General features: G+C 74.5%; 5 protein-coding genes. 4 read left to right on the top strand and 1 reads right to left on the bottom strand.

Features of this window, described 5'->3' with window-relative positions:
* The first annotated feature begins 83 nt into the window (after positions 1–83).
* From ACH4C6_RS08435 to ACH4C6_RS08425, 3 genes are read left to right on the top strand one after another with little or no spacing between them, the layout of a single operon-like run.
* A complete protein-coding gene (locus ACH4C6_RS08435; RefSeq protein WP_398107740.1) occupies positions 84–1,877 on the top strand; it encodes an ABC transporter ATP-binding protein in 1,794 nt (597 codons plus the stop codon).
* Complete coding sequence (locus ACH4C6_RS08430; protein ID WP_398107739.1) at positions 1,874–12,778, top strand: amino acid adenylation domain-containing protein; 10,905 nt, start codon at positions 1,874–1,876, stop codon at positions 12,776–12,778. The genes ACH4C6_RS08435 and ACH4C6_RS08430 overlap by 4 nt, the downstream gene beginning before the upstream one ends.
* Entirely contained in the window at positions 12,768–14,468 is a 1,701-nt protein-coding gene (locus ACH4C6_RS08425; RefSeq protein ID WP_398107738.1) for an ABC transporter ATP-binding protein, read from the top strand. Before ACH4C6_RS08430 ends, ACH4C6_RS08425 begins: the two co-directional genes overlap by 11 nt.
* Before the next feature lie 51 nt (positions 14,469–14,519).
* Here the strand turns inward: ACH4C6_RS08425 and ACH4C6_RS08420 are convergent, their stop codons facing one another.
* Positions 14,520–15,626: an alpha/beta hydrolase-fold protein gene (locus ACH4C6_RS08420; RefSeq protein WP_398107737.1), complete on the bottom strand. Its 1,107-nt coding sequence runs from the start codon at positions 15,624–15,626 to the stop codon at positions 14,520–14,522.
* 93 nt (positions 15,627–15,719) lie between these two features.
* Here ACH4C6_RS08420 and ACH4C6_RS08415 point away from each other — a divergent pair, with 93 nt between their 5' ends.
* Positions 15,720–15,932 carry an MbtH family protein gene (locus ACH4C6_RS08415; protein WP_398107736.1) on the top strand — a complete coding sequence of 71 codons (213 nt, stop codon included), beginning with the start codon at positions 15,720–15,722 and terminating at the stop codon, positions 15,930–15,932.
* The last annotated feature ends 6 nt before the right edge of the window (positions 15,933–15,938 follow it).

The raw sequence follows: 15,938 nt of genomic DNA, 5'->3' as shown, positions 1-15,938 counted from the left end.
CGAACAAAGGCCGGACGGCTCCGGCGAGGGTCGTCGGCGGTGCCGTACGCGGTCGCCGGACCCGTCGACCCGGTCGGGCAGGAGTGAGCGCCACCGACACGCGCGCCGCCCCATCGGCCCTGCGCACCACGACCGGCCGGGAAGCCGGCCGCTGGGTCGCCGCACACTGCCGCGAGACGCCCTGGCTGACCGCCGCGACTGTGCTCACCACGATCGCGGGGGCGGCCCTCCAGGTCCTGCCGGTGCTGCTGCTCGGCCGCGTGGTCGACGGGGTCGTCGGGGGCGAGGACCGGTCGGTCCTGGTCACCGTGGGCGTCCTGATCGGCGTCGCCGCGCTGCTCGGCGCCGCGGCCACCGCGGTGTCGACCTACCTCATCGGCCGGCTGGGCGCCGACCTCCTCGCGCGCCTGCGCGAAGGCGCCGTCCGCGCGGTCCTCGGCATGCCGAGCGCCCGCGTCGAACAGGTCGGCCGGGGCGATGTGCTCTCCCGGGTCGGCGACGACGTGGCCGTCATCTCCAAGGGGATCCGCACCGCCGTCCCCACCGTGTTCTCGGCGGGGGTGCTGGTGGTCGTCGCCACCCTCGGCATGTTCGGGCTCGACTGGCGCCTCGGCCTCGCCGGCGCGGGCGCGCTGCCCGCCTACGCGCTCGCCCTGCGCTGGTACCTGCCCCGGTCCGCGCCCCTGTACCGCCGGCAGCGGACGGCTCAGGCCGACCGCGCGCAGGCGTTCATCAGCGGCCTGAACGGCATCGACACCGTCCGGGCGTACCGCCTGGAAGGTGCCTTCCGCCAGAAGGTCACCGACGAGTCGTGGCGGGTGCGCGACCTCGGCGTCGAGGTGTTCCGCTTCTTCGGCCGGTTCGTCGGCCGCGAGAACCGCGCCGAGTTCATCGGGCTGGTCCTGATCCTCCTGGTCGGCTACGCCCTGCTGGAGGCGGACGCCGCCACCCTCGGCGAGGTGGCGGCGGCTCCGCTGCTGTTCCACCGGCTGTTCACCCCGCTGGGCGCCATCATGTTCACCTTCGACGAGGCGCAGAAGTCGGGCGCGAGCCTGACCCGCCTGGTCGGGGTGCTCGGGGAGTCGTCCGGGGAGCGGCTGGTCGGCGACGCGTCCGTCACCGCCGCGGAGCCCGGGGCGTACGCGGTGACGGTGCGGGGTCTGACATTCCGCTACCCGGGCGCCGCCGAACCGGTGCTGCGGGACGTCGACCTGTCCATCCCGGCCGGGAGTTCGCTCGCGCTGGTGGGCGCGACCGGTGCGGGCAAGACGACCCTGGCCGCGCTGATCGCCGGCATCGGCACCCCGGAGGCCGGCACGGTGCGCATCGGCACCAGGGACCTCGCCGATCTCGACGAGGCGGGGGCACGGGCCCTGGTCAGCATCCTCACCCAGGAGACCCACGTCTTCTCCGGCCCGCTCGCCGACGACCTGCGGCTGTCCGCGCCCGGCGCGAGCGACGCCGAACTGCGCGCCGCCCTGCGCACCGTGGGGGCCGGCGAGTGGGCCGACGCCCTGCCCGAGGGGCTGTGCACGCCGGTCGGCGAGGGCGGTGAGCGGCTGGACGTCACGAAGGTCGCCCAGATCGCCCTGGCCCGGCTGGTGCTGGGCCGGGCCCCGGTGGTGGTGCTCGACGAGTCGACCGCGGAGGCCGGCAGCGAGGGAGCCGCGGAGCTGGAACGGGCCGTACGGGCCGCGTGCGAGGGCCGGACCACGCTGTTCGTGGCGCACCGGCTCTCCCAGGCCATGGCCGCCGACCGGATCGCCGTGCTGGAGGCGGGACGCGTCGTGGAGCAGGGCACGCACGAGGAACTGGTGGCTCAGGGCGGCCGGTACGCACGGCTGTGGCGGGCCTGGAGAGAGGGTAGTCACGCATGAAGCAGTCGGGCGCTCGTCTCGTACGTCTTTCCACCCCGGCACTGGCCGGTGTCCGCCCCCGGATCGGCGACCACCCGGACCGGACCATCGCCGAGGCCTGCGCGATCTCCCTGGCCTACTGGGCGACCGGCCGCAGTCCGGAGGGCCTCGACCTCACGCCCGGCACCCTCTTCGCCGACGTCCTCGGCTGGACCGCCAACGGCGGTGCCACGACCGGCGGTTGGCACGTCTCGGCCGACGGTCTCGGCATCACCCTGCCCGACGGCGTCGACACCGCCGACGCCCAGCTCGCCCTGGACGACCTGGCCGACTTCCCCGACCGGCCTCTGGGATCCGTCGGCCCGTCCAGCGTGGCCGCCCGGCTCGCCACCCTGGCCGAGTGGAACGACAACCGGGCCGACCGGGACCGCCCCTGCGTCGTCGAGATGTTCCGGGCCCAGGCGCTGGCCAGACCGGACGCGGTCGCCGTCGTCGACGAACACCGCTCACTGACCTACCGTCAGGCCGCGGCGCTGTCGGCGCAGTTGGCCCACCTCCTCGTGGAGCGCGGGCTGCGGCCCGAACAGGTTGTCGGCATCTCCCTCGACCGCTCCGCCGACATGGTGATCGGCCTGCTCGCCGTCCTCCAGGCCGGGTGCGCCTTCGTCCCGCTCGATCCGCAGTGGCCCGCGGCGCGCCGGGCCGTCGTCGTCGAGGACGCCCGGGTCGTCCTCCAGCTCAACGCCTCCGGCGAGCACGACCCGGCCGAACCGGACGCCGTCGCCGTCGACCTCGGCGACTGGCGCTACGAGGCGTACCCCGAGGACGGCACCGGCGTCACCGTCCCCGGTGACGCCCTGGCCTACGTCATCTTCACGTCCGGTTCGACCGGGCGGCCCAAGGGCGCCATGATCCGGCACGAGGCCATCAGCGAACGCCTGCTGTGGCAGGTGAACGAGATCCTGGGCTTCGGCCATGACGACGCCTCGCTGTTCAAGGCGCCGCTGTCGTTCGACATCTCCGTCAACGAGATCCTCCTGCCCCTGGTCTCGGGCGGCCGGCTCGTCGTCCTGCGGCCCGGCGGCGAACGGGACCCGCAGCATCTGCTGGGCGTCATCGCCGAGCAGCGCGTCACCTTCACGTACCTGGTGTCGTCCATGCTGGACGTGCTGCTGGAGATGGCCGGCGACTCCGGGAGCCTGGACAGCCTGCGGCACGTGTGGTGCGGCGGCGAGGTGCTCACCCCCGAGCTGTACGAACGGTTCCGCACCAAGCTCGACATCCCCATGTACCACGGGTACGGCCCGGCCGAGACGACCATCGGCGTCTCCCACGTCGTCTACCGCGGCGCCGCCGAACGCCTGTCGACCTCCATCGGCCGCGCCAACCCCAACACCCAGCTGTACGTCCTGGACGAGGAGCTGCGCCCCGTCCCGGTCGGCGTCGGCGGCGAACTGTACGTCGGCGGGTTCCTCCTCGGCCGCGGCTACGTCGGCGCCCCCGGCCTGACGGCCTCCCGGTTCGTCGCCAACCCCTTCGCGGCCGACGGCTCCCGCCTCTACCGCACCGGCGACCTCGCCCGCTTCGCCCCGGACGGCTCCCTGGACTTCCTCGGCCGCGCCGACAACCAGATCAAGATCCGCGGCATGCGGCTGGAGATCGAGGACGTCGAGATCGGCCTCGCGGAACACCCCGCCGTACGGCACACCTGCGTCGTCGCGAAGCAGAACGCGGCGGGCGGCACGTACCTCGTCGGCTACGTCATCCCGGCCGCGGGGAGCGAGGACCTGCGGGCGGAGGACGTCAAGGCGTGGGCCACCGCGCACATGGTCGCGTACATGGTGCCCGCCCACGTCGTCGTCCTGGCGGAGTTCCCGCTCACCGCCAACGGCAAGCTCGACCGCAACGCCCTGCCCGAGCCCGCCGTCGGCGCGCCCTGTCTCGTGCGGCCCGTCACCGACGACGAACGCGCCGTGTGCGACGCCGTCGCGGAGGTGCTGCGGCTCGACGAGGCCGGCGTCGACCAGGACTTCTTCCAGCTCGGCGGCGACAGCATCCTCGCCATCTCCCTGCTGAGCGCGCTGCGGGAGCGGGGGCTGCACGTCACGGCACGGCAGATCTTCGCGCACCCCACGGCGGGCGCGCTCGCGGCGGTCGCGAGCCGGGAGGCCGTGCGGACCGTGGACCACGCCGACGTCGCCACCGGCACGGTCGTCGGCTCGCCCATCGTGCAGTGGCTCGGCGAGACCACCGACGCCGTCGACGGGTTCGTCCAGTCGGTCGTGCTGAACACCCCCGCCGAGCTCACCGCGGACGTCCTCGGCACGCTGCTCACCGCCCTCCTCGACACGCACCCCATGCTGCGCGCCCGCCTGGTGCGCGGGGAGCGCTGGGGCTTCGACATCCCCGAGGCCGGCCGGGGCCGGGCCCGGTGGCGCGAGAGCGACCTGCCGCTCGACGCCTGCGTCGCCCTCGCCACCGAGGGCGTGGACCCCGAGGGCGGTGTCATGCTGAGCGCCGTCCTGCGCCGCGCGGCACGCCAACTCGTGCTCGTCGCCCACCACGTGGTGATCGACGGGGTGTCCTGGCGCGTACTGATGGAGGACCTGGCCACCGCGTGGCGCCGGTACGGTGCGGGAGCCCCCGTCGAACCGGCCCCGGAGGGCACCTCGTTCCGGCGCTGGACCCAGCTGCTGGAACGCGCCGCGTTCGACGCCGACAGCTCGTACCACCGCCGCCCGCTGCCGGGGGAGGACCTGCCGCTGGGCCGGCGCCCCCTGGCCGCGACGGACACCGTCGCACGCGAACGCCTGCACACCGTCTCGGTCGGCCCCGAGGCCACCGCCGCGCTGCTGGGCGAGATCCCCGCGAAGTTCCACACCGGGGTCGACGCCGTGCTGCTCACCGCCCTCGCCGTCGCCCTCGCCCGGTGGCGCCGCGACCTGGGCCAGGACCAGACATTCGCGTACATCGAGCTGGAGGGCCACGGCCGCGAACCGCAGTGCGTCGCCGGCCCGGCCGGGTTCGAGCCGGACCTGTCGCGGACCGTCGGCTGGTTCACCACCCTCTGCCCGGTCACCGTCGACCCCGGCCCGGCGGCCGACCCCACCGATCCCGGCTACCTGACCGTCGCCCTCAAGGCGGTCAAGGAGGACCTCGCCCGGGTGCCCGACCACGGCGTCTCCTACGGCGCCCTGCGCTACCTCGCCGACGTGGAGTTCGACGCACCCGCGCCGCAGGTCCTCTTCAACTACCTCGGCCGTTTCGCCGCCGGCGCCCCCGGTGACTGGCAACTCGCGGGCACCACCGGACAACTGGGCGAGAAGCGCGACCCGGGCATGCGTCTGCCGCGCGCCCTGGAGTTCAACGCCATCGCCGAACCCGCCGCCCGCGGCGCGTACGAACTGGTCACGACCGTCTCCTGGCCCGACGGCATGTTCACCGACGCGGACATCACCGCCCTCGCCGGCTACTTCCGCACGGCACTGGAGGCACTGGCCGCCCTCGACCGGGGCGGGCACACCCCCGGCGACTTCCCCCTGGTGCCGCTCACCCAGGCCGACGTGGACGCCCTGGACGGGCCGGCCCTGCGGGACGTCCTGCCGCTCACCCCGCTCCAGGAGGGCCTGTACTTCCACTCCGTCTTCGACGACGACTCCGCCGGGGCCTACGTGGAGCAGCAACTGCTCACCCTGGACGGCGAGATGGACACGGACCGGCTCGCCGCGGCGGCGACCCGGCTGCTCACCCTCTTCCCCAACCTGGCCGCCCGCTTCACGGCCCTGGCCGACGGCCGCGTGGTGTCCGTGCTGGAGGACGGCGTGCCGGCACCCTTCACCACGCTCGACCGCCCCGGCATCACCGACGAGGAGATACGCGACCTCGCCGAGCGCGACCGCCGGGCCGGCTTCGACCTCGCCACCGGCCCGTTGATGCGCTCCACCCTGATCCGGGCCGGAGCGGGCCGCGACGTGCTGGTGCAGACCGTCCACCACATCATCGCCGACGGCTGGTCGGTCCCGCCGATGCTCCGCGCGCTGCTCGCCGAGTACCACGCACCGGGCACGGTCCACCCGGCCGGCGGCTTCACCGACTACCTGCACTGGCTCGCCGGCCGGGACACCGAGGAGAGCGACCGGGTCTGGCACGGGGAACTGGCCGGACTGCCCGGTCCCTGCCTCGTCGCCGAGGGCCACACCCCGTCCGACCGGTTCACCGACGCCGTGGTGCACCCCCAGGACGACCTCGACACCGCCGCGCGCGAGGCCGGCGTCCCGCTGAGCGTGGCCGTGCACGCCGCCTGGGCCCTCACCCTGGGCGGCGTCCTCCAGCGCGACGACGTGGTGTTCGGCTCCACGGTCTCCGGCCGCGACGCCGACGTGCCCGGCATCCAGGACATGGTGGGCCTGTTCATCAACACCGTCCCCGTGCGGGTCCGCTGGACAGCGGACACCACGGCGGCCGACCTGCTCACCGCGGTCCGCGACCACCAGACCCGCGTCCGGCCGCACCAGCACGTCTCCCTGGCCCGCATCGGCCGCCGGGCCGGCACCGGGCCCCTCTTCGACACGCTGGTGGTGTTCGACGTGGCCACCGACCCGACCGCCCTGGGGCGCCCCGGCGACACACTGAGGGTCACCGGCATCGTCAACGAGGGCGCCCCGCACTACCCGTTGACCCTCGTGGTCGAACGCGCCCCCGACGGCCGCCCCCGCTTCAACCTGGTCCACGACGGCGCGTTCCTGCACCGGGCCACGGCCCGGACGCTGCTGCACACCTTCACCCGGACCCTCACCGGTCTGCTCACCCGCCCCGGCACCCCGGCCGCCGACCTGGCACGGGACGGCGGCCGACGGCCCGCCCCGGTCGCCCCCGCCACCCTGGACGCCCTTTTCGACGCGGCCGCCCGCCGTGACCCGGCCGCGACCGCCGTCACCCAGTGCGGCCTCGACGGCACCACGCGATCCGTCACCTACGGCGAACTCGCACGCCTCAGGGACGAGTTGGCGTCCGTCCTGCGCGCCGCCGGGGTAGGACCGGGCACACGGGTGGCCGTCGCCGTCCCGCGGTCGGTCGAACAGGTCGTCGCCCTCGTCGCGATCGTCCGCGCCGGCGGCGCCTACGTACCTCTGGACGTGGCCTACCCCGACGAGCGGCTGGAGTACGTCCTCGCCGACGCGGCCCCGCAGGTCGTCCTCGTCGACCGCGAGCACCACGACCGTCTCACGGCCCTGGTGAGCCGGGCCGACGTGCCGGCCCACGTCCTCGTGCCGGGTGAGACACCACCGGCCGCCCCCGCCCGGCCGGGGCCCGGGCCCGACTGGCGCGACCCCGCGTACGTGATCTACACGTCCGGTTCGACCGGCCGGCCCAAGGGCGTCGTCGTCCCGCACTCCAGCGTGGTGACGCTGCTGGCCCGCACCCAACCGGACATGGGCTTCGGCCCGGACGACGTCTGGGTGCAGTTCCACTCCTTCTCCTTCGACTTCGCCGTCTGGGAGCTGTGGGGCGCACTGGCCCACGGCGGTGAACTGCTGGTCCCCGACCACGCGCTGACCCGCTCACCGGTCGACTTCCACCGGCTGGTGCGCGAACGAGGCGTCACCGTGCTGAACCAGACGCCGTCCGCCTTCCACCGGTTCATCGAGGCCGACCGGGCCGCCGGCGAACCGCTGCCCGCGCTGCGCCGGGTGATCTTCGGCGGCGAGGCCCTGGACCCGGGCCGGCTGCGCGACTGGGTCGAACGGCACGGCACGGCCGCGCCGGAGCTGGTCAACATGTACGGCATCACCGAGACCACCGTCCACGTCACCCACCGGGTGCTGCGCGAGGAGGACCTCACCGGCGAGGCGGGCACGAGCCCGATCGGCGGCCCGATCCCCGGCCTGGTCACCCACCTCCTCGACGAACGGCTCCGGCCCGTCCCGCCCGGCCGGGTGGGCGCGATCTACGTCGCCGGCGACCAGTTGTCCCTCGGCTACCTGGGCAGGCCCGGGCTCACCGCCGGACGGTTCGTCGCCGACCCGTTCGCGGCCGACGGCTCGCGCATGTACCACGCGGGCGACCTCGCCGTCCGCACCCTCGACGGCGAACTGCGGTTCGTCGGCCGCGCCGACGACCAGGTACAACTGAACGGGTTCCGCATCGAGCCGGGCGAGGTCGAGGCCGCGCTCAGGGACCTGGACGGCGTGCGGGACGCGGCCGTGACGGTGTCGGACACCGGTGACCACCTGGTGGCGCACGTGGTGGGCGACGCTCCCGCCGACCTGGAGGACCGGCTGGCGGAGAGGCTGCCCGCCCACATGGTCCCGCGCCGGGTGCTCCCGATCGAGGCCCTGCCGCTGACGGTCAACGGCAAGCTCGACCGGCGCGCCCTGACCGAACGCCCCCTCGAGACCGACGGGAACCAGGCGGCGGACCCGGAAACGGCCGCGGACCAACACGCGGCCGTCACCGCGCTGGTGGACGTCTTCGCCCGGGCGCTGCCCGGAGCGGACATGACCGCGGACACCGACTTCTTCCGCGCCGGAGGCGACAGCATCGTCGCCATCACGGTCGTGAACCGGGCCCGGGCGCAGGGCCTGCCCCTCACCCCTCGCGACGTCTTCCTGCTCAAGACACCCCGCGCCCTGGCCGGACACCTGCGCAGCGGCACGGCCGCCACCCCCGCGCCCGAGAGGGCCCACCGCGAGGACGGACCGCTGCCCCCCACCCCGATCATCCTCCGCCGGCGCGAACTCGGCGGCCCCCTGGCCCGCTTCGCCCAGGCCCGCGCCCTCCCGGCGCCCGCAGGCGCCACCCACGCCGACGCCGTACGGGCCGCACGGGCCGTCCTCGCCGCGCACCCGGCCCTCCGGCTGCGCCTCGGCACCGCACACGGCGTGTGGACCCTGCGCACCGAGCCCGCGCGCGAGATCACCGTCGCACGGCCGGACACCACCGACGCGACGGCCGTCGCCGACGAGGCCGCCGGACGGCTCGACCCCACGACCGGCGACCTGATCGCCTTCGCCTGGCTGGAGGCGAGCAGGACCCTGGTCGTGACCGTGCACCACCTCGCCGTCGACGCGGTCTCCTGGCTGATCCTGCTCGACGACCTCACGGCGGCCCTCAGCGGCGCGTCCCTCGCCCCGCCGACGACGTCCTACGCCGAGTACGCCGAGGCCCTCACCCTCCGGTCGGCCACCGGCGCCGACAGCCTGGACCACTGGGTGAACACCCTGCGGGCACCGCGACCGCTGCCCTGCGGCGGGCCGTTGCGCGAGACGACCGTCGTCGTCGCCCCCGACGTGAGCGACCGGCTCACCCGCACCGCCCCCGCCGCGCTCGGCGTCGGCCTCACCGAACTGCTCTGCGGGGCCCTGCGCACCGCCCTCACCCGCGTCCAGCCCGAGCCCACCGACCTCGCCGTCGACCTGGAGCGGCACGGCCGGGTCCCGGTGCTCCCGCACCACGACTACACCCGCACCGTCGGCTGGTTCACCGCCATCGCGCCGGTCCGGCTCACCCCGCACACCGACCCCGTCGCCGCGGCCCGCGAACTCGCCGCGCGCCAGCCGGACGAGTCCGGGCACCTCGCCTACGGGCAGCTGAGGTACCTCGACCCGCAGACCGCGCCCCTGCTCACCGGCCGCCCGCAGGTCCTGTTCAACTACCTCGGCCGGGGCGGCGAGTCCCGTGCCCTGCACCTGAGCGCGGGGCAGCAGCCCAGCCCGTACGCCGTCGAGGTGAACGCCTGGACCGACGACGCCACCGGCAGCCTGCTGGCCGAGTTCGTCCTGGCCGACGGAGTGCCGGACGAGATCACCGAGTACTGGCGCGACGCCCTGCACCACGTCACGGAAGCCGCCGTGACCGCCGAGCGCACGGCGCCGGTCACCCCGCTCCAGCGCGGCCTGTACTTCCAGGCCCAGCTGGGCGGCCCGGCCGGCCACTACGTCGCCCAGAACTGGTTCACCTTCGACCGGCGCCTGGACGCCGGCGCGCTGGCCGAGGCGATGGCGTACGTGATGGCACGGCACCCGGTGGTGGGCGCCGGGTTCACCACCGACGACGACGGCAATCCGGTCCAGGTCCTGCGGGCCGGCCGGCGCGTCGGCGTCCGCACGGTCGAGCTCGCCTCCCAGGCGGAGGCCGACGAGCTGCGCGCCCGGGACCGCGCCACCGGGTTCGACCCGGGCGAGCCGCCGCTGATGCGCATGACCGTGGTGCGGCTGCCGGGCGACCGCGACGGGCTGCTCCTGAGCTACCACCTGATCCTGTGGGACGGCTGGTCCCGCGAGATCGTCCTGCGGGACCTCTTCGACGCCTACCGCGCCGTCCTCGCCGGCGAGCCCCTCGACCCGGCACCGGCCGTCCCGGGCTTCGAGGAGTACGCCCGGGCGCTCGCCGCCCGGGACCCCGGCCCGGCCGAGCGCTTCTGGACGGACCACCTCGCCGGCCTGCCCGGCCCGACCCTGCTGGCCGGACCCGCGCCCTCCTTCCCCGACGACCTGCCGAAGGCCCTCGTGCACACCCTGTCCGCCGAGCGGTCCGACCTGGTCCGGGAGGCGGCCAGGACCCACGGCGTCACCCTCAACGCGGTGCTGACCGGCGCGTTCGGCCTGCTGCTCGGGGCACGCACCGGCCGCGGCGACGCGGTGTTCGGTGTCACGGTCTCCGGCCGCGAGGGCGAGGGACTGTCCGGCGTCGTCGGGGTGCTGCTCAACACCGTGCCGACGTGGACCCGGGCCCGCCCGGACGACTCGGTCCGCGCGTACCTGACGGCCGTGCAGGCGGCCCGGGTCGAGGCGATGGAGCACGAGCACCTCGGGCTCGGCGAGATCCAGCGGGCCGGCGGGCACGACACCCTGTTCGACAACCTGTTCGTGCTCCAGAACTTCCTGGACATGGACGCGTTCGCCGAGATGAACGCCCGGCACGGCATCACCTCGGTGCGGGCCGACGACTCCACCCACTACCCGTTCACCTGGGTGGTCACCCCCGGCGACCGGCTCACCGTCAAGCTGGAGTACCGCGACGGCGACACGGCCGGCGCCCGCCGCCTCCTCGACGACTACCTGGGCGTCCTGGAGCACCTGTCCCGCGCGACCGGCCCGGTCGGCGCCCTGCCGGGCCTCGCACCGGTTCCGGGCGCGGGGGAGCGCACCGCCATCGGCACCGACACCGTCGTCGACCGGTTCGACCGGGCCGCCGACCGGACCCCCGGACGGGTGGCCCTCGTCGCCCACGGCGCGACACTGACCTTCGCCGAACTCCGGGACCGCAGCCGCCGGATCGCCGGAGTGCTCGTCGCGCGCGGCATCGGCCCCGAGACCACCGTCGGGCTCGCGATCCCGCGCTCCCTCGACTCCATCGTGGCGCTGTTCGCGGTCCTGCGCACCGGCGCCGCCTACGTCCCACTGGAACTGGACCACCCGGACGAGCGGATCGCCGCCGTCATGGACGACGCCCGGCCCGAGGTGACCCTCACCGTGAGCGCGGTCGCGCACCGGCTCACCGGCGACCTCATCGCACTCGACCGGCCGCTCGACGAGGCCGCGCCGTACACGACGTTCGACCCGCACGACCCCGGCCGGCTGCGCCATCCCGCCTACACCATCTACACCTCCGGCTCGACCGGCAGGCCCAAGGGCGTCGTCACCGAGTACGCCGGCCTGACCAACATGCTGATCAACCATCAGCGCCGCATCTTCGAGCCGGTGCTGGCCCGCCACGGCCACCGGGTCCTGCGCATCGCGCACACCGTGTCGTTCGCCTTCGACATGTCCTGGGAAGAGCTGCTGTGGCTGGCCGACGGACACGAAGTGCACATCTGCGACGAGGAGTTGCGCCGCGACGCCCCACGGCTGGTCGCCTACTGCCTGGAGCACGGCATCGACGTCGTCAACGTCACCCCGACCTACGCGCAGCAACTCCTCGCCGAGGGACTGCTGGACGACCCCGCGAGGCGGCCGGCGCTGGTCCTGCTCGGCGGTGAGGCCGTCACCCCGGCGCTGTGGCAGCGCCTGGCCCGGACCGAGGGCACGGTCGGCTACAACCTGTACGGACCCACCGAGTACACCATCAACACCCTCGGGGTCGGCACCTTCGAGTGCGCGGACCCCGTGGTGGGCGTCGCCATCGACAACACCGACGTGTACGTCCTCGACCCGTGGCTGCGGCCCCTGCCCGACGGGGTGCCCGGCGAGCTGTACGTGTCGGGCGTGGGCATCGCGCGCGGCTACCTCGGGCAGCCCGGCCAGACCGCGCACCGCTTCGTCGCCTGCCCCTTCGCGGCACCCGGGGAGCGCATGTACCGCACCGGCGACCTGGTCGTGCGCCGGCCCGACGGCCACCTGGCCTACCTCGGCCGCACCGACCAGCAGGTCAAGATCCGCGGCCACCGGGTCGAACCGGGGGAGGTCGAGGCCGCGTTCGCGGCGCACCCGGCGGTGCGGTTCGTGGCGGCCGTCGCCCAGCCCGACCCGCAGGTCGACGGCGCCCACCGGCTGGCCGCCTACCTGGTGCTGGACGGGGCGGAGCTGGCGGACGTCGCCACCGAGGTCGGTGCCGCCCTGCCGGACTTCCTGCGCCCCACGCACTACGCGCGGGTCGACGCCCTCCCGCTGACGGTGAACGGGAAGGCCGACACCAAGGCGCTTCCCGAGGCCCGGCCGCTGGGCGCCCTGACCACGGCAGGGGAGCGGGGCCCGCTGACGGAGACCGAGACCACGGTGTGCGAGATGTTCGCCGAGGCACTGGACCTGGACGACGACGAGGTGAGCGCGGTGAGCGACTTCGTGTCCCTCGGCGGACACTCCATGCTGGCGGTGCGGCTGGCCGGGCTGCTCCGCCGCGAGTACGGTCCCGTGATCACCATCCGTGACCTGTTCACCCTGCGCACCCCGGAAGCGATTGCCCGCCACCTCGATGACCACTGACGCACAGCGGCCCCGCCAGGGGGCCGCCATCCTCCGCACCGCCCTGCGCCGCAACCTCGGCGCGATGGCCTGGGGCACCCTGCTCATGGGCCTCTACCAGGCCGGTGAGACGGCCTTCCCCATCGCGCTGGGCCTGATCGTCGAGCACGCCCTGCGCGGCGATCGCGGCCTCGGCGCGCTCGCCCTGTCGATCGGCGCCCTGGCCGTGATCATCACGACGGTGTCGTTGTCGTGGCGGTTCGGCATGCGGATTCTTCAGAAGGCCAACACGACCGAGGCGCACCGCTGGCGGGTGCAGGTCGCCGGCTGCGGACTGCAGCCGGTGGCACGGGACGTCGACCTCAAGTCGGGCGAGGTGCTGACCATCGCCACCGAGGACGCCGACCAGACCGCCGACATCATCGAGGTGGTGCCGTTGCTGGTCAGCTCGCTCGTCGCGGTGCTCGTCGCCGCGGTCGCGCTGGGGCTGGCCGACCCGCGGCTCGGACTGCTCGTGATCGCGGGCACCGTGGCGATCCTGTCGGTGCTCAGCGTGATGTCCCGGCGGATCGGCTCCAGCACCCAGGAGCAGCAGGCACGCGTGGCCCGGGCCGGGGCCAAGGTCGCCGACCTGATCACGGGCCTGCGCCCGCTGCACGGCTTCGGCGGCAACCACGCCGCGTTCCGGTCCTACCGCGAGGTCAGCACCGAGGCGCGCCGGCAGTCGATCACCGTCGCCCGGGTGAACGGCGTCTACGCGGGCACCGCGCTCGCCCTCAACGCGGTCCTCGCCGGAGCCGTCACCCTGCTGGCGGGTCTGCTCGCCTTCGAGGGGCGCATCACCATCGGGGAACTCGTCATGGCCGTCGGCCTCGCGCAGTTCATCATGGAGCCGCTGAAACTGTTCTCGGAGATGCCCAAGTACGTGATGCTCGCCCGGGCGTCGGCGGAGCGCATGGCCCTGGTCCTGGCGGCGCCGCCGGTCATGACCCCCGGCACCGGCCGCCCCGCCCCGGGCGGTGGCCTGGAGATCGACGGCGTCCGCCACGGCACGCTCGACGGCCTCACCGTCAAGGTGAAGGCGGGCGAGTTCGTCGCCGTCGCCCCCTACCAGCCGCGCGCCGCGGCGGATCTCGCCGCCGTACTGGCGGTCGCCGTCCCGCCCGCCGCCTACGAGGGGACGGTCCGCATCGGCGGGCAGGACCTGGCGGAGCTGTCCGTCGAGGCCGTCCGCGCGCACCTGCTGGTGAACCCGTACGACGGCGAGATCTTCGCCGGCACCCTGCGCACCAACATCGACCCCACGGGGTCGAGCGGCACGGTGGCCGAGGCCGTCGAGGCGTCGCTGCTCACCGACGTCGTCGCCCTGCACCCCGAGGGCCTCGACCACCCCGTCCGCGACCGGGGCGCCAACCTCTCCGGCGGCCAGCGCCAACGGCTGTCCCTGGCCCGCGCGCTGGCCGCCGACACGGAGATCCTGGTGCTGCACGACCCGACGACGGCGGTGGACGCGGTCACGGAGCAGCTCATCGCCCGCAACGTGTCCGAGCTGCGCAGGGGCCGCACGACGATCGTCATCACCAGCAGCCCGGCATTCCTCGACGCGGCGGACCGGGTGCTGGTCCTGGACGGAGGGGTCGTCACGGCGGAGGACACCCACCGCAACCTGCTGGCGAACGAACGGGGTTACCGCACGGCGGTGGCCCGCTGATCGCTCGTGCGGCGGGACTGCCGGCCAGGGCCCCGCGGAATCCGGGGCGGGTCACCCACCGAGGGCCCAGCCGACGTCCCTGAGCAGCGCGTGCCGCCACCCGGCCCGGTCGTGGCCGGACGGCGACCGGGACACCCGCACGGTCGCCCCGGCCCGTTCGGCCAGTTCCTCCACCACCGCGCAGTGAGGCAGCATCCGCCTCTCGTGCTCCCCGACGTCGAACGCCACCCGCAGCCCCGACAGGTCCGCACCCCGGCGCAGTCGCTCGGCGATCGCACCGCCGGCCGGGCCGGCCAGCGGATCCGCCCGCCGCGACGCATCGGCCGTCCACCAGAACGACCCGGACTGACACGCGACCCGCGACACCAACTCCGGGAACTCCGCAGCCGCGTACAGCGCGCTCAGCCCGCCCAGACTCTGCCCCGCGACCACCAGTCGCGCCACCTCGGCGGGCACGCCCGACTCGGCGACCAGCGGCAGCAGTTCGTCGCGCACCGCCTGCCACAGCTCGGGCCGGCACCCGAACTCGGCCGCTCTGTCCCTGACCGGCAGGAAGACCAGGGTGACCGGCGGCAGTCCACCCGCCGCCACGGCCGAGTCGAAGGCGGTCACGGCCGGATGCAGATACAGCCAGTCGTCCCCGTCGAGCAGCAGCACCAACGGTCCGCCCCCGCCCGCCGGATGGACCCGGACGGTCCGCCGCCCCCCGAGCCGTTCGCTCGCCCACCGGATCCGCGTGCGCGGCAGGGGCAGGACCGCGTCGGCTGCGACGACGGGCCAGTGCGGCTGCTGCGGGGCGTCGGGCGTCGCCGCGACGGACCGCTCACCGCCCGCACCGGCCGGGTTCAGGGGGTCGGCGTACGACGCGTCCGGCGTCACGAACCGGTAGGTCACCCGCAGGCGCGCCGGCATCCGCACCGCGGCGTACCAGCAGTCCGAGTCCTCCCACCGCTCCAGCGGGACGGGATCCGACCAGCTCTCGAACTCCGCCGTCACCGGACCGGGCCCGCGCCACAGGAACAGGGTCACCCAGCCGCCGGCCCCGTCCGGCACCGCCGCGGGGGCGCCCGCCGCCGCCCAGAAGGCCGTACTGCCGGGTGGGCCCGGCAACCCGAACGCGGCGAAGGCGTCCTTCCCGTCGACCGCGGCCACGCGCATGGAACGTCTCCTTGTGAGCCGGAGGGGCACAGGTTAGGCTCCGTCAATTAGGCGAGCCTAACCTAATGTTGACCCCTTCGAGGAGGCACCGCGATGAGCACCAACCCCTTCGACGACACCGAAGGACGGTTCCTGGTCCTGGTGAACGACGAGGGCCAGCACTCCCTCTGGCCCGCCTTCGCCGAGGTGCCCGGCGGATGGACGGTCGCCTTCGCCGAGAACACCCGCGACGCGTGCCTCGCGTACGTCGAGACGCACTGGACGGATCTGCGCCCCCGTTCCCTCGCCGCGTCGCAGGACGCCTGACCCGCC

Origin of the sequence: Streptomyces sp. NPDC017943, from assembly GCF_044328425.1 — a bacterium.
Lineage (GTDB): Bacteria > Actinomycetota > Actinomycetes > Streptomycetales > Streptomycetaceae > Streptomyces > Streptomyces djakartensis_A.
The sequence above is the reverse complement of the archived record's forward strand: the minus strand, read 5'-3'. Positions and strand labels throughout refer to the sequence as shown.

Excerpts from the sequence above, each read along its gene's own strand:
- ACH4C6_RS08430 (WP_398107739.1), top strand. The coding sequence starts at position 1,874 with ATGAAGCAGTCGGGCGCTCGTCTCGTACGTCTTTCCACCCCGGCACTG.
- ACH4C6_RS08415 (WP_398107736.1), top strand. The coding sequence starts at position 15,720 with ATGAGCACCAACCCCTTCGACGACACCGAAGGACGGTTCCTGGTCCTG.
- ACH4C6_RS08425 (WP_398107738.1), top strand. The coding sequence starts at position 12,768 with ATGACCACTGACGCACAGCGGCCCCGCCAGGGGGCCGCCATCCTCCGC.
- ACH4C6_RS08420 (WP_398107737.1), bottom strand. The coding sequence starts at position 15,626 with ATGCGCGTGGCCGCGGTCGACGGGAAGGACGCCTTCGCCGCGTTCGGG.